Raw genomic sequence first — 17,783 nt, 5'->3', positions numbered from 1 at the left:
GGGTGCTCTCGTGGTTACTGTGATGTGTCACGATGTCCGGCTTCCGCCGCCGCCGGCGGGCCCGGCGAGCTGTCCGATATCGCCCGGCCGGTCCCCTCGCACGCTCACCCTGGGTCATTCCGCCGATGCGCGGGCGGCAGACTGGAGCGCCGCGCGCACGTCGGTGACCTCGATCACCCGCATGTTCTCCGGGGCCACGCCGCTGCTGCCGGGGCCGCAGCCGGGCGGCACCAGGGCCAGCCGGAAGCCGAGCCGGGCCGCCTCGGCGAGCCGGCGGGGCACCGCGCCGACCCGGCGCACCTCGCCGGTGAGGCCGACCTCCCCGATCGCCACCAGGTGCGGGGCGATGGCGAGGTTGAGACCGCCGGACGCCACCGCGAGGGCGACGGCCAGGTCCGCCGCCGGCTCCACCACCCGGATGCCGCCGACCGTCGCGGCGAAGACCTCCCGGTCGTGCAGGGTCAGCCGCTCGGTACGCCGCTGGAGCACCGCCAGCACCATGGCCAGTCGGGCCCCGTCGAGCCCGGAGACGGTACGCCGGGGGGAGCCGGCCACGGCCGCGCCGATCAGCGCCTGCACCTCGGTCACCAGGGCTCGCCGCCCCTCCATCGCCACCGTGACGCAGGTGCCCGGCACCGGCTCCGAGTAGCGGGTGAGGAAGAGGCCGGACGGGTCGGCCAGGCTGCTGATGCCGCCCTCGTGCATCTCGAAGCAGCCCACCTCGTCGGCGGCGCCGAACCGGTTCTTGACGCCCCGGACCATCCGCAGCGAGGAGTGCTTGTCGCCCTCGAAGTGCAACACCACGTCGACCAGGTGCTCCAGCACCCGGGGACCGGCCACCTGGCCGTCCTTGGTGACGTGGCCGACCAGCACGACGGCGACGCCGCGCTCCTTGGCGACCGAGACCAGGGCGGCGGTGACGGCGCGGACCTGGGTCACTCCGCCCGGGACGCCCTCGGTGCCGGTGGTGGAGATGGTCTGCACCGAGTCGAGCACCAGCAGCCCGGGCTTGACCGCGTCGAGGTGGCCGAGCACCGCCGACAGGTCGCTCTCGGCGGCCAGGTAGAGCTGGTCGTGCAGGGTGCCCATCCGCTCGGCGCGCAGCCGCACCTGGCTGACCGACTCCTCGCCGCTGACCACCAGCGATGGGCTGCCCGCGTTGGCCGCCCACTGCTGGGCGACGTCGAGCAGCAGCGTCGACTTGCCCACCCCGGGCTCGCCGGCGAGCAGCACCACCGCGCCGGGGACGAGGCCGCCGCCGAGCACCCGGTCCAGCTCGCTGACCCCGGTCGGCCGGGCCCGGGCCGGGGCGGCGCTGATGGTGGCGATCGGCCGGGCCGGCTCGGCCGGCATCCGGGAGCTGACCACCCGGCCGGAGACCAGCGGCCCGGTCACGGTGCACTCGACCACCGAGCCCCACTCGCCGCACTCCGGGCAGCGCCCGACCCACTTGGGCGGCTGGTGGCCGCAGGCGTCGCACTCGTAGGCCGGTCGCGGCTCGCGGGCCGAGGCCCGGCTCCGGCCGGCGGGGGACGCGCCGCGGGGGGAGGTCGAACGGGGCGTGGTCACCCCAGGACGCTAACCGGGCGGTACGACGAAACCCCAACCGGAAGCGAAAACACCGCCGGCGTGGTGGTCACCACGCCGACGGTGCCGTCGACAGTTCGTCCGCGGGTCAGCCGTGGCCGGCCTCGGTGCCAGCCTCCGCGCCACCCTCGCGGTTGATGATCGGGGAGGCGGGCGGGGCCGGGGTCAGCGGGACGCCGATCGGGGCCGCCGTCTTGATCTTCTTGCCGTTGCCGAAGTCGAAGACCAGGTTGACCTGCTGGCCGGCGAGCAGCCTGTTCTTCAGCCCGACGACCTGGAGGCGCTGGCCGCCGACGCCGGTGAGCTGGGCGTAGCCGAGGGCCGGGATCTCGATCCGGGCCGGCTGGCCGGCCGGGGCCGGCTCGCTCGCCGAGGCGGACGGGCTGGCCGAGGGGGACCCGCTGGTCCCGATCGACCGGCTCGGCGACGCGCTGGGGTCGCTCGCGGTCGGCGACGCGGAGGCGGGCTCGGTCGGCGACGCGCTCGGGCGCGCCTGGGCGCCGCCCGAGCCGCTGAGCATGACCTCGCGGGCGCTGTCCGTGCTGACGGTCACGGTGACCGGGGCCTTGCTGTCGTTGTAGATCACGACGTTCAGCGGTGCGTTGCCGCCCGCCTGGTAGCCCTCGGCGCCCGGGTACTGCACGTAGAGGCCGCGCACCTGGTACAGGTTGTCGGAAGTCTGGACGTTCACGCCCTGGACCGACGGGTTCTTCTTGGCGGTCTCGGCCACCTGACCGGTGCCGCACCCGGACAGCAGCAGGCTCGCCGCCGCCGCCGTACCGGCCAACAGCAGGGCCGCCCGTCCGGAACCCCTGATCGAGCGCGTCACGTCGGTCCTCCTCGTCACGATCCCACCCGGCCGTACGCCGGGCACGGTGGCCATACCCGCGCAGACCGCGCTCCAGGGTAGTTGGGGCTGATCGAGGGCCGCACGCCGACCCGGTAAAGCCACCTTCCCGGGGAGCGGTCAGACCACCCGGCCGCTCGCCACCAGCAGAACCACGTCGATCAGCGCCACCACCATCACCGCCCGGAAGGCGGCCACCGGCCGGCCACCGGCCCGGGTCGCGGCGCGTTCGCCGTACCCAGCGACGGCCGGCATCAGGACGGCGGCGGCGACCGCCGACAGCCCGGCCCACGACGGCGGCCCGGGCGGCCCGAAGACCAGCGTGACGGTCGCCGCGAGGAGCAGCCCGGCGGCGGCCGCCCGGCTGCCCGCCGGACCGAGCCGGTGGGGCAGCCCGCGCACCCCGGTCCGGGCGTCGTCGGCCAGGTCGGGCAGCACGTTGGAGAAGTGCGCCCCGGCGCCGAGGCAGGCCGCGGCGGCGACCAGCCAGACCGGCGGTGCCGGCCCGCCGGGCAGCGCCAGCACCACGAAGGCCGGCAGCGACCCGAAGGAGACCGCGTACGGCAGCACCGAGACCGGGGTCGACTTCAGCGGCCAGTCATAGAGCAGGGCGGAGAGCAGGCCGACGGTGGCCCAGGCCGCCGCCACCGGGTTCGTGGTCAGCGCCAGCACCGGGGTGGCCAGCGCGGCCAGCACCGCGGCGAGACCCGCGGTGCGCCGCCGGAGCGCGCCGGCGGCGACCGGCTTGTCGGTACGCCCCACAGCGGCGTCCCGGTCGGCGTCGAGCGCGTCGTTGGTCCAGCCGACGGCGAGCTGGCTGGCCAGCACGGTGAGCACCACGGCGACGATGCCGGCCGGCCGGTGCCCGACCCCCCACGCCAGCAGCCCGGCCACCGTGGTGACCGCGGCGGCCGGCTCCGGGTGGCTCGCCCTGAGGAGCCCTAGCACCGTTGACGACATGAGGGAAGTCTGGTCGTTACCGGGCAGTCGTGCCACGCTCGGTCCATGCGCGACGCAGCCCCGGTGTCCACCCCGCCCCGGCTGCTGCCGCCCAACGACCCCCGCCAGTACGACGACCTGGCCGGCGAGTGGTGGTGTCCGGACGGCGCGTTCGCGATGCTGCACTGGCTGGCCCGGGCCCGGGCCGCCCTGGTGCCGCCGGCGTCCCGGCCGGGCGCCCTCCTGGTCGACCTGGGCTGTGGCGCCGGACTGCTCGCGCCGCACCTGGTGGGCAAGGGCTACTGGCACGTCGGACTGGACCTCACCCGGTCCGCCCTGGTGCAGGCCGCCGCGCACGGGGTGACGGTGGTCAACGCCGACGCCACCGCCGTTCCGCTGGCCGACGGCTGCGCCGACGTGGTGTCCGCCGGTGAGCTGCTGGAGCACGTGCCGGACTGGCGGCGCGCGGTCGCCGAGGCGTGCCGCCTGCTGCGTCCGGGTGGCCTGCTGGTGCTGGATACCCTCAACGACACGACGCTGGCCCGGCTGGTCGCGGTGGAGATCGGTGAGCGGCTGCCCACCGTGCCGCGCGGCATCCACGATCCACGGTTGTTCGTGGACGCCCGTGAGCTGGTCACCGAGTGCGCCCGGCACGGCGTCGAGCTGCGGCTGCGTGGCATCCGCCCGGAGTTGCCGGGGACGGTGGGCTGGCTGCTCCGGCGGATGCGCGGCGGGTCCGCCCGTCGTCCGGTGGGGACGGACGCGGGCCGCGAGCCCCGGATGGTGCCGAGCCGGTCCACCGCGGTGCTGTACCAGGGTCGTGGGCTCCGGGGCGGGTAGCCGGGGCCGGCGGGGGTAAAGGGGACGCCGAGAAGGGGGCTACATGACTGTGTACGCGCTGGAGGCGGCCCGCCGGTTGGCGCCGCGACTGGCCGCCCGCGCGGCGGAGCACGACCGGGCGGGCTCCTTCCCGGTCGACGACTTCACCGACCTGCGGGAGGCCGGGCTCTTCGGGTTGATGGTGCCCCGGGAGCTGGGCGGGGTGGGGGCCACCTTCGCCGAGTACGCCGCCGTGGCCACCGAACTGGCCCGGGGCAACGGTGCGACGGCCCTGGTGTTCAACATGCACGCCTCGGTCACCGGCGCGCTCGGCGCGGTCACCGAGGAACTGGCCGAGGCGCTGGGCGTATCGGCGGAGGCGCTGGCCGCCCGGGACCGCCTGCTCCGGGCGGCGGCCGAGGGCTCCTGGTACGCGGTGGCGATGAGCGAACGCGGCGCGGGCGCCCGGCTGTCCCAGCTCAGCACGGTCTACGAGCCGGTGGATGGGGGCTGGCACATCAAGGGCAGCAAGACGTTCTGCTCCGGCGCCGGGCACCCCGACGGCTACCTGGTGGCGGCCCGCAGCGCCACCGACCAGTCCGTGGTCTCCCAGTTCCTCGTCCCGGCCGGTGAGGGGCTGACCGTCGAGCCCACCTGGGATTCCCTCGGCATGCGCGCCACCTCCTCGCACGACCTGCACCTGGACGTCACCGTCCCGGCCGACCGGCTGCTCGGTGGAGTCGAGGGGCTGGCCCTGGTCGTCGCCCAGCTGATGCCGCACTGGCTGGTGGCCAGCTACGCCGCGGTCTATGTGGGGGTGGCCCGGGCGGCGGTCGACGCGGCCGCCGAGCACCTGAACGCCCGTAACCTCGCCGGGCTGCCGGCGGTACGGGCCCGGCTCGGCCGGGCGGACGCGGCGGTGGCGGCGGCCGGACTGGTGGTGGCCGAGGCGGCTCGCCGGGTCGACGAGGCGCCCGGTGACCCGGAGACGAACCGCTGGGTGTGGCGGGCGAAGCTGCTCGCCGGCACCACCGCCGCCGAGGTCGCGGCGTCAATGTTGGAGGCGGCGGGCACCGCGGCGACCCGACGGGGGCATCCCCTGGAGCGGCTCTACCGGGACGCCCGGTGCGGCTCGCTGCACCCGGCGACGTCGGACGTCTGTGCGGACTGGCTCGGGGTCGCGGCGCTGGGCGGCGACCCGGACCGCGACGGCTCGACCCCTCGTTGGTGAAGCGTGAGCAGTGGGGGGATCGCGAACGAGGGGTGGGGGACATGGCCGTGCCGGTGATCGCGGGTCTGGGTGCGGCGCAGCCGCCGGGCGTCGCGCAGGACGAGCTCTGGGAGGGCTTCTTCGCGAAGCATTTCTCCGGCACCACCCGGGCGCTGGCCGAGCGGATCTTCGCCAACTCCGGGGTGTCCCGCCGGCAGGCGGCGGTCAACCCGCTGCTGGAGGATGTCTCGGACTGGCCGACCGAGCGCCGGATGCGGCGCTACCAGGTGGAGGCCCTGCCGCTGGGCAAGGAGGCGGTGGGCCGGGCGCTGACCTCGGCCGGCCTGGACGCGGGGGACGTGGGGCTCTTCGTGGTCTGCTCCTGCACCGGGTACGCCACCCCGGGGCTGGACATCCTGCTCGCCCGGGACCTGGGCATGGCCCCGGACACCCAGCGGATGTTCGTCGGGCACATGGGCTGCTACGCGGCCCTGCCGGGGCTCGGCGCGGCCAGCGATTTCGTCGCCGCCCGGGGGCGGCCGGCGCTGCTGCTCTGCGCCGAGCTGACCAGCCTGCACATCCAACCCGCCGGCGCGCGGGTGGACACCCAGCAGATCGTCTCGCACGCCCTGTTCTCGGACGCGGCGGTCGCCGCCGTGGTCGTCCCCGGCGGCCGGGGGTACGCGTTGCGCGAGGTCGCCTCGGTCACCGACACCTCGACGGCCGACCACATGACCTGGGAGGTCACGGACACCGGTTTCCGGATGGGGTTGTCGCCGAAGGTCCCGCAGGTGCTCTCCCGCCACGTCCGGGGCCTGGTCGACGACCTGCTGGCCCGGCACGGTCGGACGATGTCCGAGGTGGACGGCTGGGCGGTGCACCCGGGCGGTCCCCGCATCCTCAACGTGGTGGAACGGGAGCTGGCGCTGCCGCCGGAGGCGCTGGCGGCCTCCCGAGCGGTCCTTCACGAGCACGGCAACTGCTCCTCGCCGACGGTGCTGCTGATCCTGGACCGGCTGCTCCGGGCGCCGATGCCACCGGGCCGGATCGTGATGCTGGCGTTCGGCCCCGGCCTGACCCTGTACGCCGCCCTCCTCGAACGCGGCCACTGACCCCCGCCGCCCTTTCGGGGGCCGGACGGCGGGGCGGCCGGGCGTTACCCTCGCCGCATGGGCGCGAGGGCGGACGACCGGTTGCGCGGTGGGCTGCTGGCCGGGTTGGCCGTGGCGGCCCTGGCCGCCGGCGGGTGGTGGTGGCGGCACGCCGCACCGGCCACCGGCCCGGTCCCGTCGGCGCTCAGCTCCGCACCTGCCACGTCGGCCCCGCCGCCGGCGGCCCGACGGGTCCTCGTCGACGCCGAGGACGGGCACATCATCATCCAGGGATCGAAGGCCAACCTGGACGAGGCGCTGGTGTTCCATCAGGAGTCCGGCGCCCCGGACGCGGGGCTCGTCTCGCAGACGGTCTGGGAGGACCGGTCCCATCTGGAGCGGGGTGATGAGCCGCTGATTCGGCAGGCCACGCCGTCGATGAGTGACCGCTACCTGCTGGTGGTCGGTTGCACCGGCCGGGGGAAGCTGACGGTCGCCTTCTCCGGTTTCGGGGACGACGGCCCGGGACAGGAGGTGACCTGCCCGGGTCCCTCGGTCACCGTCCCGTTGACCTCGTCCGGCGGCCCGTTGCAGGTGCGGTTCACCGTGACCTACGGCGACGTCGACCTCGACGCCCGGCTGTCGGCCCTGTTCTGAGCCGACCGGACGCCGGTCAGCCGGCGAGGCCCGCCAGGTCGGCGCGGTAGTCCTCGACGGTCTCCAGCTCGGGCACCACCCGGATCACGGCGCCCTCCCGGTTCACCAGCAGCGCGGTGGCGGTGCCGGGGTGGGCGGGCAGGTGGAGGTAGGCGCGCAGGCCGCCGGCCGGGTCGGCGAGGGCGCGTACCGGCGCTCCCGCGGACGACGGGGCCGGGGATACGTCCCGACCGCCGGCCACGGTGACCACGGTGACTCCGGTCGGTGCGGTGGTGGCCGCGTCCGCCACCTGCTCGGCGCAGGCGCAGGCGTCGACCAGGAGGATCACCGCCGGCAGCAGGGCGCGCAGCGGTACCGGGGAGTCCTCGGCGTCGACCAGGTCCAGCGCGGGGAGCGGCCCGACCGGCCCCGGGTACGGCACCACTGTCGGGCTCCCGCCGGAGCGGGACGACCCGGGCCAGGTGACCGCCGCCAGTCCGCCGAGGGTGGTCAGCACGGCCACCATGAGGATCAGCACCGGCAGGCCGAGCGGGGGCCGGCCGTCCGGGCGGGGGGTGAGACCGAGCCGGCGGCGCCAGGCGGCCCGCCGCCGTGACCGGCGTAGCTCGTGGCGGAGCTGGCGAGCCTCCTCGGCGAGCGCCGAGGCGTCGTCCGGTACGACCACCCGACCCCACTCGGGGGGCAGGTCGGGGAGCCCGTCCGATGGCCCGTGGCCCTCTGCGTCAGGCATGCCCATCGGACCCCCAGGAACCGTCGCGGTGAGCGGACGTCGTGTCCACCTCCAGCGTCCCGCACCGACCGGCGTACCGCTACACCTGGGCGTACCTCGGATCGGCGGGATACCATGGGAGAGCGCATTGCCCTAGACATCGACGCTCCGATCACCCGTACCGGGTTGTCATCCGTTCGTCACGGAGCGTGTTCAAACCATTGGTTTGACTGCCTGTCAAGCTGAAGAAATACCTCTCACAGGGCCCCTGAGCTGCGCCAACGGTCAGGACAGCGGTGAGACATCGGTGCCTGACCGTGTTACCCTAGACACAGCGAAAGGGGTTTCGAACCTATGGTTTTCAGTGTCGGCGAGACCGTTGTTTACCCCCACCACGGGGCCGCACTCATCGAGGCAATCGAGACTCGGGTCATCAAGGGCGAGCCCAAGCAGTATCTCGTCCTCAGGGTCGCGCAGGGTGACCTGACGGTCCGGGTGCCCGCCGAGAACGCCGAGATCGTGGGTGTGCGCGAGGTGGTCGGCGAAGAGGGCCTGGGCTTGGTCTTCGACGTGCTCCGTGCACCGCACACCGAGGAGCCGACCAACTGGTCGCGGCGCTACAAGGCGAATCTGGAGAAGCTGGCCTCCGGTAACCCGCTGAAGGTCGCCGAGGTCGTCCGCGACCTGTGGCGTCGGGAGCGGGAGCGGGGCCTGTCCGCGGGCGAGAAGCGGATGCTCGCCAAGGCCCGCGACATTCTCGTCGGCGAGGTCGCGCTGGCCGAGAAGAGCACCAAGGACGAGGCGGAGTCGCTGCTCGACAAGGTGCTGGGCGAGGCCTAGTCCGCACCGCATCGTCGTACCCACCCCGTAGCGAAGAAATCCGAGGACCGCGACGTGACCGCGCAGCTCAATCCGCGCGGTGACGTCGCGGTCCTCGTTCCTGCGGCGGGTGCCGGCGTACGCCTCGGCCCGGGCGCGCCCAAGGCGCTCCGGCCGCTCGCCGGCGAGCCGCTCCTGGTGCACGCGGTACGCCGCATCGCCGCCGCTCCCTCGGTGCACACCATCGTGGTGGCCGCCCCGGCGGCCGACGTCGAGTCGGTCCGGTCGATGCTCGCCCCGGTGGCGCCCGTGACCGTGGTGGCCGGCGGCGCGGAGCGGCAGGCCTCGGTGGCCGCCGCGCTGGCCGCGGTCCCGGCCGGGCCGGACATCGTCCTGGTGCACGACGCCGCCCGCGCACTCACCCCGGCGGAGCTGGTCGAATCGGTGGCCGAGGCGGTCCGCTCCGGTCACGACGCGGTGATCCCGGTCCTCCCGGTGGTCGACACGATCAAGGAGGTCGACGCCGGCGAGCGGGTCCTCGGCACGGTCGACCGGTCAGCGCTGCGGGCCGTGCAGACGCCACAGGGCTTCCGCCGGTCCGTGCTGGCCGCCGCGCACGCCGCGGCGGGTGATCCACTGACCGACGACGCCGGCCTGGTCGAGAAGCAGGGCGTCGCGGTGGCCTGCGTGCCCGGCTCGGCGTACGCCCTCAAGATCACCCGACCGTTTGACCTGGCCCTCGCCGAGCACCTGCTGGCCGCGGGGGCCTGACGCGTACCCTCGGTTCGTGATCGTTCCTCGGGTGGCCATCGGCACTGACGTGCACGCCTTCTCCGCCGGCCGGCCCTGCTGGGTCGCCGGACTGCACTGGCCGGGCGAGGACGGCCTGGCCGGTCACTCGGACGCCGACGTGGCCGCGCACGCCGCCTGCAACGCGCTGCTCTCCGCGGCCGGTCTCGGCGACCTGGGCGCCAACTTCGGCATCGACCAGCCCGAGTGGGCCGGCGCGCCCGGGGTGGCGCTGCTCACCGAGAGCGCCCGGCGGGTCCGCGCGGCCGGCTTCCGGATCGGCAACGTCTCGGTCCAGGTGATCGGCAACCGGCCGAAGATCGGTCCGCGTCGCGAGGAGGCGCAGCAGGTGCTCTCCGAGGCGGTCGGCGCCCCGGTCACCGTCTCCGCCGCCACCACCGACGGGCTCGGCTTCACCGGCCGCGGCGAGGGGCTCACCGGCATCGCGGTGGCCCTGGTGTACGAGGCGTCGACGGACTGACGCCGGGGACGCGTTCACCCGGGCCCCCGACCGTCCACGCGGCTCAGTCCACGTCGGTGCAGACGTTGTGGGTGGTGCCGTGGAGCGTCGTGATGGTCTTCTCGAAGGTCGGGGTGAACTCGACCCGGAACTGGCCGTCGACGATCCACAGCCCCTTCGGCAGCGAGCCGCCGTTCGCCCGGAAGCCCATCAGCACCGGTCCGGTCACGTACCAGGTCATCGACCCGTCGGTGCCGTACTCGATCAGCGCGGTGCCGCTCGCGTCCGCCGTGGAGGTGGCCCCGGTCTCCAGGTTCGTCACCCGGTCGATCAGGGCGCCCCGGTAGAGCTCCCGCTGCGGGGAGCCGTCCGGATACGTCGCCAGCGTCAACTTCCGGACCTCGTCCACGATGGGCTCCACCCGTACGGCGAAGTCGCACCGCGCTCCGGCCGGTTGCTCGAACGCCGCCTGCGGCGCCGGTTCCCAGGCGCCCGGGGCGATGTCGCCGCTCGCGGCGGACGCCGAGCCGGGAACCGCCGCGACGAGGGAGGCCACCACCGAGGCCACCGCCACGCTCATTCTGAACCGCATGATCACTCCATCCGTGCTGTCGAATCAGGGCCGGACCAGGATCGCCAGCTCCGCTCACCACCCGCTCACCACGTGACGAGGGAGGCGCCGGCCGAAACCGCCCCAGCGCCGTGCCGGTCGCTCCGGCACCCACCATTCGCGCACCGACCGTGACAACCGTCGGCGAGGGCCAGGCTGTCCTGGTTGGTATGGAGTTCCGACTGCTCGGACCCTTCGAGGCCCGCCACGAGGGCCAGCTCGTCGAGGTCGGAAGCCGACGCCAGGAGCGCTGCCTGCTCGGCGTCCTGTTGCTCGACGCGGGACGCGTGGTCACCACCGACCGCCTCATCGACCTGCTGTGGAACGGCCGCCCGCCCGGCTCGGGGCGTAGTGTCGTGCAGACGTACATCGGGCGGTTGCGGGGGTCGCTGACGCCGTACGGGGTGCGGATCAGCACGCGGGGCGACGGGTACCTCTTCGAGGCGGACGGGCACCGGGTCGACGTCGACGAGTTCGGTGGGCTGGTCCGGCAGGCCAGCGCTGCCGCGGATCCCGCCGAGCGGGTGCGGCTGCTCGACCTGGGGCTGGCGTTGTGGCGGGGCCGGCTGCTCGCCGACGCGGCCGACGACGAGCTGCGGGACCGCCTCCACGGCACGGTCGAGGAACTCCGGCTGGTCGGTGTCGAGCTGCGCGCCGAAGCGCAGCTCGCGCTGGGCCAGCACGCCCGCGCGGTCGCCGAGCTGGTCCCGTTGGCCGCCCGGTACCCGAGCCGGGAGCAGCTCGTCGGCACCCTGATGACCGCCCTGTACCGGGGCGGCCGGCAGGCCGACGCGCTGCGGCTGTACCGGACCACCCGGGAGATGCTCGTGGACGAGCTCGGGATCGAGCCGGGGCCGAGACTGCGTGAGGTGCACCGGCGGATCCTCCGCGGCGACGATCGACTCGACCGGCCCGGGCGGCCGGTGTACGAGGTGCGGGTACGCGACCAGAGCCTGCCGTGGAGCGTCGGAGGTCATCCCGCGCTGGAGTTCTGCAACACCTTCGCCGGTTGGGGGCACGAACCGCAGCTCCCCGGGGCGGAGTGGCTGCGCGGCTACCCCACCCTGGCCGTGTGGGCCGGCCACGTCGGTCTGATCGACGACGTCTCGGTGAGCCGGCTGCTGCACCTGGCCGGTCGGGACCCCGACCAGGCGGACGAGGTGCTCATCGAGGCCCGACGCCTCCGGGCCCAGCTGTACGCCTGCCTGACCACCCCGGACGACCGGCGCGCGTTCGACGTGGTCGCCCGGTACGCGGAGGCCGCCGCGAAGCTGCTGGTGTTCCGGCGCGACAGCGACGGGCGCGGGCGCTGGTGGCCCGACCTCGCCGCCGGACTCCGGTTGCCCCTGCACGCCGCCGCGTGGAGCGCCGCCGAACTGCTGGCCGATCCACGCCGGTTCACCGTCCGGACCTGTCCGGACGAGCGGTGCGGTTGGCTCTTCCTCGACGAAGCCGGGCTGCGACGCTGGTGCAGCCTGGGGACGTGCGGTCGCCCGGCCGTCCGGTCACCGTGCCGCAGCGCCTGACCGACCTTCCGCCGACGGGCTGGACGCGGTCCGGTCGGACCGGCGGTGGCGGCTGCCCCGGGCGGCGGGGATCGGCGATCGAGGGGGAGGGCGGCTAGGCTCGCCGGGATGTCGAGTGACGCTGCCCCCGAACAGTCCGCCGCCGACGGCTACCTGCAGCGTGCGCAGCTCCTCGCCGAGCTGGGCCGCTACGACGAGGCCGCCGGTGAGCTGGGCTTCGCCATCACGATGGACCCGGCGAACGCCGAGGCGTTGACCATGCTGGCCCGGGTGCACCTCGCCGCCGACCGGTCGACCGAGGCGCTCACCGCCGCCGACGCGGCCGTCGCCGCCGCGCCGGGCGCCGTGCCGCCGCTGGTCGCGCGCGGGTTCGCGCTGGCCGACCTGGGCGAGTTCAAGGCCGCCGCGGGGACCGCCGACGAGGTCCTGGCGCTCGGCCCGACCGACGCGTACGCACATCGCAGCGCCGCCGCGATCCTGGCCGGTTCGCGTAACGGGCAGCAGGCGCTCAACGCCGCCTGGCGGGGCGTCGAGCTGGCCCCGGAGGAGCCGCAGGCGCACCTGGTGCTCGGTCTGGTGGCGGCCCGGCTGGAGGTGTTCGACCTTGCCGAACGGGCCTACCGGGAGGCGCTGCGGTTGGACCCGGAGCTGGCCGTGGCCCGGCACGACATGGGCGTCATCCGGCTGGAGCAGCGCCGCTACGCCGAGGCGCTGGAGCACCTGGTCGAGGCGGCCGCGATGGACCCGGCGGGGACGGGCTCCCGGCGTACCATCTCGGACGGTCTGCGCCGGCTGGTGCTCTACGGCGCCGGCTGGTCGCTGGTCGCGACCGTGCTGGTCGCCTTCCTGGGGCCGGCCGGGCCGGGCTTCTCCCGGTTCTTCGCCGCGCTGGCCGCGCTCGGCGGGGCACTGGTGGTGTGGCGTCACTCGGCCCGGGTGCCGGGGCTGGTCCGCACGATCCTGCCCGGCCTGCTCCGCGCCGACCGCACCCTGGCGCTGGCGCTCTACGCGGTGGCCGCCGGGCCGGTGCTGCTCCTGCTCTACGCGCTGGTCGGTACGCCGTGGCCGCTGGTCGTGGCGATCGTCGCCGTCTCGTTGGCCGAGCTCGCGGTGTTTGCCCGTCCCTCGCGCTGATCGGTGGTCACGGTGGGGTGTCGGTAACCCTCCGTGTGCCGACTAAGGGCGCCGCGCCCAGGTCCAGGCGTAGCCGGAGTCCTCGCAGGCGGATGTCGCGTCGCAGAGGTCGAGGGGCCGGAAGGTGTCGACCATGACGGCCAGTTCGTCGAAGAAGTCGACGCCGATCGAGCGTTCGGCGGCGCCCGGCTGCGGGCCGTGGGTGAAGCCGGACGGGTGCAGGGAGATCGAGCCCTGCTCGATGCCGGAGCCGCGCCGGGCCTCGTAGTTGCCGCCGGTGTAGAAGAGCATCTCGTCGGAGTCGACGTTGTGGTGGTTGTACGGCACCGGGATGGCGTCGGGGTGGTAGTCCACCTTGCGGGGCACGAACGAGCAGATCACGAAGTTGGGGCCCTGGAAGGTCTGGTGCACGGGCGGCGGCTGGTGGATCCGGCCGGTGATCGGCTCGAAGTCGTGGATGGAGAAGGCCCACGGGTACAGGTGCCCGTCCCAGCCGACCGCGTCGAACGGGTGGTGGGCGTAGACGTACTTCGTCCAGCCGCGACGGTGCCGGACCAGCACCTCGACGTCCTCCTCCTCGACCAGCAGCGGCGTGTCCGGTCCCCGGACGTCCCGCTCGCAGTACGGGGAGTGCTCCAGGAACTGGCCGCGTACGGAGAGGTAGCGCTTGGGCGGCCCGATGTGGCCGGCCGCCTCGACGGCGAGCAGGCGGGTCGGCTGGTCGCCGGTGGGCACCAGGCGGTGGATGGTCGAGGTGGGGATGATGACGTAGTCGCCGGCCACCGCGTCGAGCACGCCGAACGGCGACTCGACCCGCAGCGACCCGGACTCCAGGTAGAGGCAGTGGTCGCCGGTGGCGTCGCGGAACAGCGGGGACGGCCGGTCGGCCAGCACGTACGCGATCCGGACGTCGTCGTTGGCGAGCAGGTACTGCCGGCCGAGCACCGGGTCGGCGCCGGTCCCGTCGAGCTTGTGGGTACGCAGGTGGCGCGGCTTGAGCGGGAGGTTCGGTACCCGGGTGACGGCGGGCGGGGTGAACTCCTCGGCGGCCACGATCGCGGTCGGCGCGTACCGGTGGTAGAGCAGGGACGAGTCGGAGGAGAAGCCCTCCTGACCGACCAGCTCCTCGGCGTAGAGGCTGCCGTCGGGCTGGCGGAACTGGGTGTGGCGCTTGCGGGGCACCTCGCCGACGCTGCGATAGTAGGGCATCTCGCCTCCCGATATGTCCCGTTCTCCGGGCGGTGGCGTCCGATAATCGGACGCTGTTGTCCGTTCCTTGTAGCGTCCCGTAAATTCTTGTCTCGTGTCAACGCAGGTGCCCCGTCTCTTCGCCGGTCTCGTCGACGACGCCGCCGTCTTCCCGCCCGGCAGCGCCGCGCTGTCGGACGCTGTGGTCGCCCACCGGCGGCACCGCACCGCCTGGTACGCCGGCCTGGTCGGCCCGCTGCTGGTGCCCGCCTCGACGCTGCCCGCGCTGGCCGCCGAACTCGACCCCGGCGAGCGGATCGTGGTCGGCGTCATCGCCGACGTGCCGATCGACCAGCTCGAGCGGGTGCTGGCCGAGGCCGACCGCCGGATCACCGTCTGGCAGATCGAGGCGGCCGTCGCCAAGCGCGGCGAGGACCCGCTACCCGGCCTGGCCGAGCTGACCGAGTTGGCCCGGCGGGCGGCCGGAAGCCGGCCGGACGGCTGGCCGGCCGGGGAGGGCGGCCGGCCGCCCAGCCTCGACGTCTACGCCGAGATCCCGCTGACCTTCGGGCTGACGGGCGCGCTGGACACCGTCGCCCAGGCGCGGGCCGGCGGGCTGCCGGTCGCGGCGAAGTTCCGCACCGGCGGGCTGGCCGCCGAACTCTTCCCGACGCCGGTCGAGCTGGCCGCGGTGATCTGCGCCTGCCGCGACCGGCGGCTGCCGTTCAAGCTGACCGCCGGGCTGCACCACGCGGTGCGGCACCGGGACCCGGAGACCGGCTTCACCCACCACGGCTTCGTCAACGTGCTCGCGGCCGTGCTCGCCGCCACCGGGGGCGCCGAGGTGGACTCCGTGGCCGAACTGCTCGCCGCGACCGACCCGGTCCGGCTGGGCGAGCGGGCCCGGGCCGACCGCGACGCGGAGCGTCCGCTCTGGATCGGGTACGGCTCGTGCAGCATTGAGGAACCACTGACCGATCTGATCCGGCTGGGGCTGGTGAACGGGGGCTACGAGGAATGACTTGGGTGACGGGTGCCGACGGTTCGCCGTACGGGGTACGGAACCTGCCGTACGGGGTGTTCCGGCGCGACGCGCAGGAGCCGCGGATCGGCGTACGGATCGGGGACTTCGTGCTGGACCTGGCCGGCGCGGAGGCGGCCGGCCTGGTGCTGGCCGCCGGGGCGCTCGGCCGGCCCACGCTGAACGACTTCATGGCCCTCGGCCGCCCCCAGTGGACGGCCGTCCGGCAGCGGGTCACCGAGCTGCTCACCGACGAGACCCACCGGCCGGCGGTGGAGCCGCTGCTGGCGCCGCTGCGCGAGGTGGAGCTGCTGCTCCCGATCGAGGTCGCCGACTACGTCGACTTCTACTCGTCCGAGCACCACGCGGCCAACGTCGGGCAGATCTTCCGCCCGGGCCAGCCGCCGCTGCTGCCCAACTGGAAGCACCTCCCGATCGGCTACCACGGCCGGGCCGGCACCGTGGTGGTCTCCGGCACCCCGGTGGTCCGCCCCTACGGGCAGCGGGCCACCGCGCAGGGCCCGACCACCGGCGCCTCCGTACGCCTGGACATCGAGGCCGAGGTCGGCTTCGTGGTCGGGGTGCCGAGCGCCCTCGGCGACCGGGTCCCCGTGGCCGACTTCGCCGACCACGTCTTCGGCGTGGTGCTGGTCAACGACTGGTCCGCCCGCGACATCCAGGCCTGGGAGTACCAGCCACTCGGCCCGTTCCTCGGCAAGTCCTTCGCCACCTCGGTCTCCGCCTGGGTGACGCCGCTGGACGCGCTGGCCGACGCCTTCGTGCCCGCCCCCGACCAGGACCCGCCGGTGCAGCAGTACCTGCACGACACCCCGCACCTCGGGCTGGACCTCACCCTCTCGGTCGAGTGGAACGGCGAGCGGGTCAGCGAGCCGCCCTTCGCCACCATGTACTGGACGGCGGCCCAGCAGCTCGCCCACCTCACCGTCAACGGCGCCTCGCTGCGTACCGGCGACCTCTACGCCTCCGGCACGGTCTCCGGCCCGGACCGCGGCCAGGTCGGCTCGTTCCTGGAGCTGACCTGGGGCGGCGCGGAGCCGGTCAAGTTCGCCGACGGAGGCACCCGGACGTTCCTGGAGGATGGCGACACGGTCACCATCACGGCCACCGCGCCCGGCCCGGACGGCACCACGATCACCCTGGGCGAGGTCACCGGAAGCATCCTCCCCGCCCGCTGAACCGACCCGTCCCCGGTGCCCCGCTCGGGGCACCGGCGGCGGAAATGTCACCGAGGACTCCCCGTTTCCCGCTCACGGGCCGTACCGTGGACGACACGGGAGGTGTCATGTCGACGGTGACGGTTACCGCATTCATCGAAGCGCAGGACGTCGACGTCTGGCGGCTCCTCACCGACCTCTCCGCCCGGGCCGGGTGGCTCTCCGCCGTCGGCGCGGTCGAGGTGCTCAACAGCGGCGGCTTCGCCGCCGGCACCGCCTGGCGGGAGACCCGGGTCCGCCCGGGCGGCGGTGAGCAGTTCGAGGAGTTCCTCGTCGTGGAGGCCCTCGCGCCGCACCGGCTGGTGCTCAGCTCCCCGGGGGCCGGCGTGGACTACCGGATCACCTGGACGCTGCGGACGGTCGAGCGGCGCCGGCGCGGCTGCACCCAGGTCACCGTCGCGCAGGAGGCCGTGCCGACCGCCCCGTACGGTCGGGTGCTGGCCCTGATCCTCGGCGGCCTCGCCGCCCGCGCGGTCGAGGGCGCCCTCCGCCGTGACCTGGCCGACCTGGCCGTCGCCGTCGCCCCCACCTCCTCCGCCGAGGCCGCCTGACCCGACCCGGTTCCACCTGGCAGGGGCGTACGGGGTCCGGCTGGGTAGGGTGCCGTGCGGAGGTGCGGCATGGGGTTCCCCGAGAGACGACGGCGGGTCGTGACGGCGATCGCGGCGGTGCTCGCCGTCGGCGCGGCCGCCGCGGTCGTCTACCGGGTCCTGGCGCCGGCCGAGGTCAGCACGGTCGCCCGAAGGTCCTACCCGCCCGCGGCCACCCCCGGGGTGGGGGTCATCGGCCGGCTGCCGGTGGCCCCGCTGATCGTGGACGGCCGGCTCCGCGTCTACGCCGGCACCCGCCAGGTCTACGCCGACCAGCCGGTCGACGGGAAGCACCGGGTCACCCCGTTCTGGTCGTACCGGCGCTGGCCGGCGAAGCTCGACGGCGTGCTGGCCAGCGGCACCACGGTGATCAGCCGCTGGTCCGACGGCACGGTCGTGGCGCTGGACGCCCGGACCGGGCGGGTCGCCTGGCGGGCCGACGGGCCGGAGCCGGGACCGGTGCCGAAGCCCCGCCGTACCCTCGCGTCGCCGGTCTGGAACCCGGCGGGGCTGCACCTCACCCGTACCGGCGACGGCCGGGCGGTGCTGGTG

General features: G+C 74.5%; 19 protein-coding genes. 13 read left to right on the top strand and 6 right to left on the bottom strand.

Annotated features, from left to right (window positions below):
* Nucleotides 1-114: 114 nt before the first annotated feature.
* From radA to SLP03_RS27235, 3 genes are all read right to left on the bottom strand, one after another.
* The gene (gene radA / locus SLP03_RS27245; RefSeq protein ID WP_319463498.1) at nucleotides 115-1,569 is read right to left on the bottom strand and encodes a DNA repair protein RadA; all 1,455 of its coding nucleotides are present in this window, start codon (nucleotides 1,567-1,569) and stop codon (nucleotides 115-117) included.
* A 106-nt stretch (nucleotides 1,570-1,675) separates the two neighbouring features.
* Nucleotides 1,676-2,416, bottom strand: a complete 741-nt coding sequence (locus SLP03_RS27240; protein WP_319463497.1) for a hypothetical protein — start codon at nucleotides 2,414-2,416, stop codon at nucleotides 1,676-1,678.
* A 138-nt stretch (nucleotides 2,417-2,554) separates the two neighbouring features.
* Nucleotides 2,555-3,394, bottom strand: coding sequence for a UbiA family prenyltransferase (locus tag SLP03_RS27235; RefSeq protein ID WP_319463496.1), 840 nt, complete (start codon nucleotides 3,392-3,394; stop codon nucleotides 2,555-2,557).
* 45 nt (nucleotides 3,395-3,439) lie between these two features.
* On the opposite strand from SLP03_RS27235, the gene SLP03_RS27230 reads away from it, so the two are divergent.
* The 4 genes from SLP03_RS27230 to SLP03_RS27215 are packed head-to-tail and all read left to right on the top strand — an operon-like array spanning nucleotide 3,440 to nucleotide 7,150.
* Entirely contained in the window at nucleotides 3,440-4,213 is a 774-nt protein-coding gene (locus tag SLP03_RS27230; RefSeq protein WP_319463495.1) for a methyltransferase domain-containing protein, read from the top strand.
* A 43-nt stretch (nucleotides 4,214-4,256) separates the two neighbouring features.
* The gene (locus SLP03_RS27225; RefSeq protein ID WP_319463494.1) at nucleotides 4,257-5,423 is read left to right on the top strand and encodes an acyl-CoA dehydrogenase family protein; all 1,167 of its coding nucleotides are present in this window, start codon (nucleotides 4,257-4,259) and stop codon (nucleotides 5,421-5,423) included.
* Between the two features lie 41 nt (nucleotides 5,424-5,464).
* The gene (locus tag SLP03_RS27220) at nucleotides 5,465-6,514 is read left to right on the top strand and encodes a type III polyketide synthase (protein ID WP_319463493.1); all 1,050 of its coding nucleotides are present in this window, start codon (nucleotides 5,465-5,467) and stop codon (nucleotides 6,512-6,514) included.
* A 57-nt stretch (nucleotides 6,515-6,571) separates the two neighbouring features.
* Nucleotides 6,572-7,150, top strand: a complete 579-nt coding sequence (locus SLP03_RS27215; RefSeq protein WP_319463492.1) for a hypothetical protein — start codon at nucleotides 6,572-6,574, stop codon at nucleotides 7,148-7,150.
* 16 nt (nucleotides 7,151-7,166) lie between these two features.
* Here SLP03_RS27215 and SLP03_RS27210 read toward each other — a convergent pair whose 3' ends face one another.
* Nucleotides 7,167-7,886, bottom strand: coding sequence for a hypothetical protein (locus SLP03_RS27210; protein WP_319463491.1), 720 nt, complete (start codon nucleotides 7,884-7,886; stop codon nucleotides 7,167-7,169).
* A 327-nt stretch (nucleotides 7,887-8,213) separates the two neighbouring features.
* On the opposite strand from SLP03_RS27210, the gene SLP03_RS27205 reads away from it, so the two are divergent.
* Genes SLP03_RS27205 through ispF form a run of 3 tightly spaced genes read left to right on the top strand, consistent with a single transcriptional unit; the run spans nucleotide 8,214 to nucleotide 9,948 of the window.
* Nucleotides 8,214-8,699, top strand: a complete 486-nt coding sequence (locus SLP03_RS27205) for a CarD family transcriptional regulator (protein WP_319463490.1) — start codon at nucleotides 8,214-8,216, stop codon at nucleotides 8,697-8,699.
* A gap of 54 nt (nucleotides 8,700-8,753) precedes the next feature.
* Complete coding sequence (ispD, locus tag SLP03_RS27200) at nucleotides 8,754-9,449, top strand: 2-C-methyl-D-erythritol 4-phosphate cytidylyltransferase (RefSeq protein WP_319463489.1); 696 nt, start codon at nucleotides 8,754-8,756, stop codon at nucleotides 9,447-9,449.
* A gap of 16 nt (nucleotides 9,450-9,465) precedes the next feature.
* Nucleotides 9,466-9,948 (top strand): 2-C-methyl-D-erythritol 2,4-cyclodiphosphate synthase, encoded by a 483-nt coding sequence (gene ispF, locus SLP03_RS27195; RefSeq protein ID WP_319463488.1) that lies wholly within the window; start codon nucleotides 9,466-9,468, stop codon nucleotides 9,946-9,948.
* A 43-nt stretch (nucleotides 9,949-9,991) separates the two neighbouring features.
* Here the strand turns inward: ispF and SLP03_RS27190 are convergent, their stop codons facing one another.
* On the bottom strand, nucleotides 9,992-10,519 hold the full coding sequence (locus SLP03_RS27190; protein ID WP_319463487.1) for a hypothetical protein: 528 nt from the start codon (nucleotides 10,517-10,519) through the stop codon (nucleotides 9,992-9,994).
* Nucleotides 10,520-10,707: 188 nt separating this feature from the next.
* On the opposite strand from SLP03_RS27190, the gene SLP03_RS27185 reads away from it, so the two are divergent.
* Nucleotides 10,708-12,063: a BTAD domain-containing putative transcriptional regulator gene (locus SLP03_RS27185; RefSeq protein WP_319463486.1), complete on the top strand. Its 1,356-nt coding sequence runs from the start codon at nucleotides 10,708-10,710 to the stop codon at nucleotides 12,061-12,063.
* Nucleotides 12,064-12,171: 108 nt separating this feature from the next.
* On the top strand, nucleotides 12,172-13,197 hold the full coding sequence (locus SLP03_RS27180; protein ID WP_319463485.1) for a tetratricopeptide repeat protein: 1,026 nt from the start codon (nucleotides 12,172-12,174) through the stop codon (nucleotides 13,195-13,197).
* A 42-nt stretch (nucleotides 13,198-13,239) separates the two neighbouring features.
* Here SLP03_RS27180 and SLP03_RS27175 read toward each other — a convergent pair whose 3' ends face one another.
* Nucleotides 13,240-14,406, bottom strand: coding sequence for a homogentisate 1,2-dioxygenase (locus SLP03_RS27175; protein WP_319463484.1), 1,167 nt, complete (start codon nucleotides 14,404-14,406; stop codon nucleotides 13,240-13,242).
* A gap of 94 nt (nucleotides 14,407-14,500) precedes the next feature.
* On the opposite strand from SLP03_RS27175, the gene SLP03_RS27170 reads away from it, so the two are divergent.
* The 4 genes from SLP03_RS27170 to SLP03_RS27155 form a co-directional block, all read left to right on the top strand.
* Entirely contained in the window at nucleotides 14,501-15,406 is a 906-nt protein-coding gene (locus SLP03_RS27170; protein ID WP_319463483.1) for a hypothetical protein, read from the top strand.
* Complete coding sequence (gene fahA / locus SLP03_RS27165) at nucleotides 15,403-16,602, top strand: fumarylacetoacetase (RefSeq protein WP_319463482.1); 1,200 nt, start codon at nucleotides 15,403-15,405, stop codon at nucleotides 16,600-16,602. The genes SLP03_RS27170 and fahA overlap by 4 nt, the downstream gene beginning before the upstream one ends.
* Nucleotides 16,603-16,709: 107 nt before the next feature.
* A complete protein-coding gene (locus SLP03_RS27160; RefSeq protein WP_319463481.1) occupies nucleotides 16,710-17,192 on the top strand; it encodes an SRPBCC family protein in 483 nt (160 codons plus the stop codon).
* A 69-nt stretch (nucleotides 17,193-17,261) separates the two neighbouring features.
* A partial coding sequence (locus SLP03_RS27155) for a PQQ-binding-like beta-propeller repeat protein (protein WP_413644753.1) occupies nucleotides 17,262-17,783 on the top strand: 522 nt, incomplete at its 3' end.

The organism is Micromonospora sp. RTP1Z1 (assembly GCF_033804685.1).
Lineage (GTDB): Bacteria > Actinomycetota > Actinomycetes > Mycobacteriales > Micromonosporaceae > Micromonospora.
This window is presented reverse-complemented; position numbering and strand designations above follow the sequence as displayed.

Bases quoted from the DNA above. Each gene is read 5' to 3' on its own strand.
- SLP03_RS27235 (WP_319463496.1), bottom strand. From the start codon at position 3,394: ATGTCGTCAACGGTGCTAGGGCTCCTCAGGGCGAGCCACCCGGAGCCG.
- SLP03_RS27230 (WP_319463495.1), top strand. From the start codon at position 3,440: ATGCGCGACGCAGCCCCGGTGTCCACCCCGCCCCGGCTGCTGCCGCCC.
- SLP03_RS27225 (WP_319463494.1), top strand. From the start codon at position 4,257: ATGACTGTGTACGCGCTGGAGGCGGCCCGCCGGTTGGCGCCGCGACTG.
- SLP03_RS27220 (WP_319463493.1), top strand. From the start codon at position 5,465: ATGGCCGTGCCGGTGATCGCGGGTCTGGGTGCGGCGCAGCCGCCGGGC.
- SLP03_RS27215 (WP_319463492.1), top strand. From the start codon at position 6,572: ATGGGCGCGAGGGCGGACGACCGGTTGCGCGGTGGGCTGCTGGCCGGG.
- SLP03_RS27210 (WP_319463491.1), bottom strand. From the start codon at position 7,886: ATGGGCATGCCTGACGCAGAGGGCCACGGGCCATCGGACGGGCTCCCC.
- SLP03_RS27205 (WP_319463490.1), top strand. From the start codon at position 8,214: ATGGTTTTCAGTGTCGGCGAGACCGTTGTTTACCCCCACCACGGGGCC.
- SLP03_RS27190 (WP_319463487.1), bottom strand. From the start codon at position 10,519: ATGCGGTTCAGAATGAGCGTGGCGGTGGCCTCGGTGGTGGCCTCCCTC.
- SLP03_RS27185 (WP_319463486.1), top strand. From the start codon at position 10,708: ATGGAGTTCCGACTGCTCGGACCCTTCGAGGCCCGCCACGAGGGCCAG.
- SLP03_RS27180 (WP_319463485.1), top strand. From the start codon at position 12,172: ATGTCGAGTGACGCTGCCCCCGAACAGTCCGCCGCCGACGGCTACCTG.
- SLP03_RS27175 (WP_319463484.1), bottom strand. From the start codon at position 14,406: ATGCCCTACTATCGCAGCGTCGGCGAGGTGCCCCGCAAGCGCCACACC.
- fahA (WP_319463482.1), top strand. From the start codon at position 15,403: ATGACTTGGGTGACGGGTGCCGACGGTTCGCCGTACGGGGTACGGAAC.
- SLP03_RS27160 (WP_319463481.1), top strand. From the start codon at position 16,710: ATGTCGACGGTGACGGTTACCGCATTCATCGAAGCGCAGGACGTCGAC.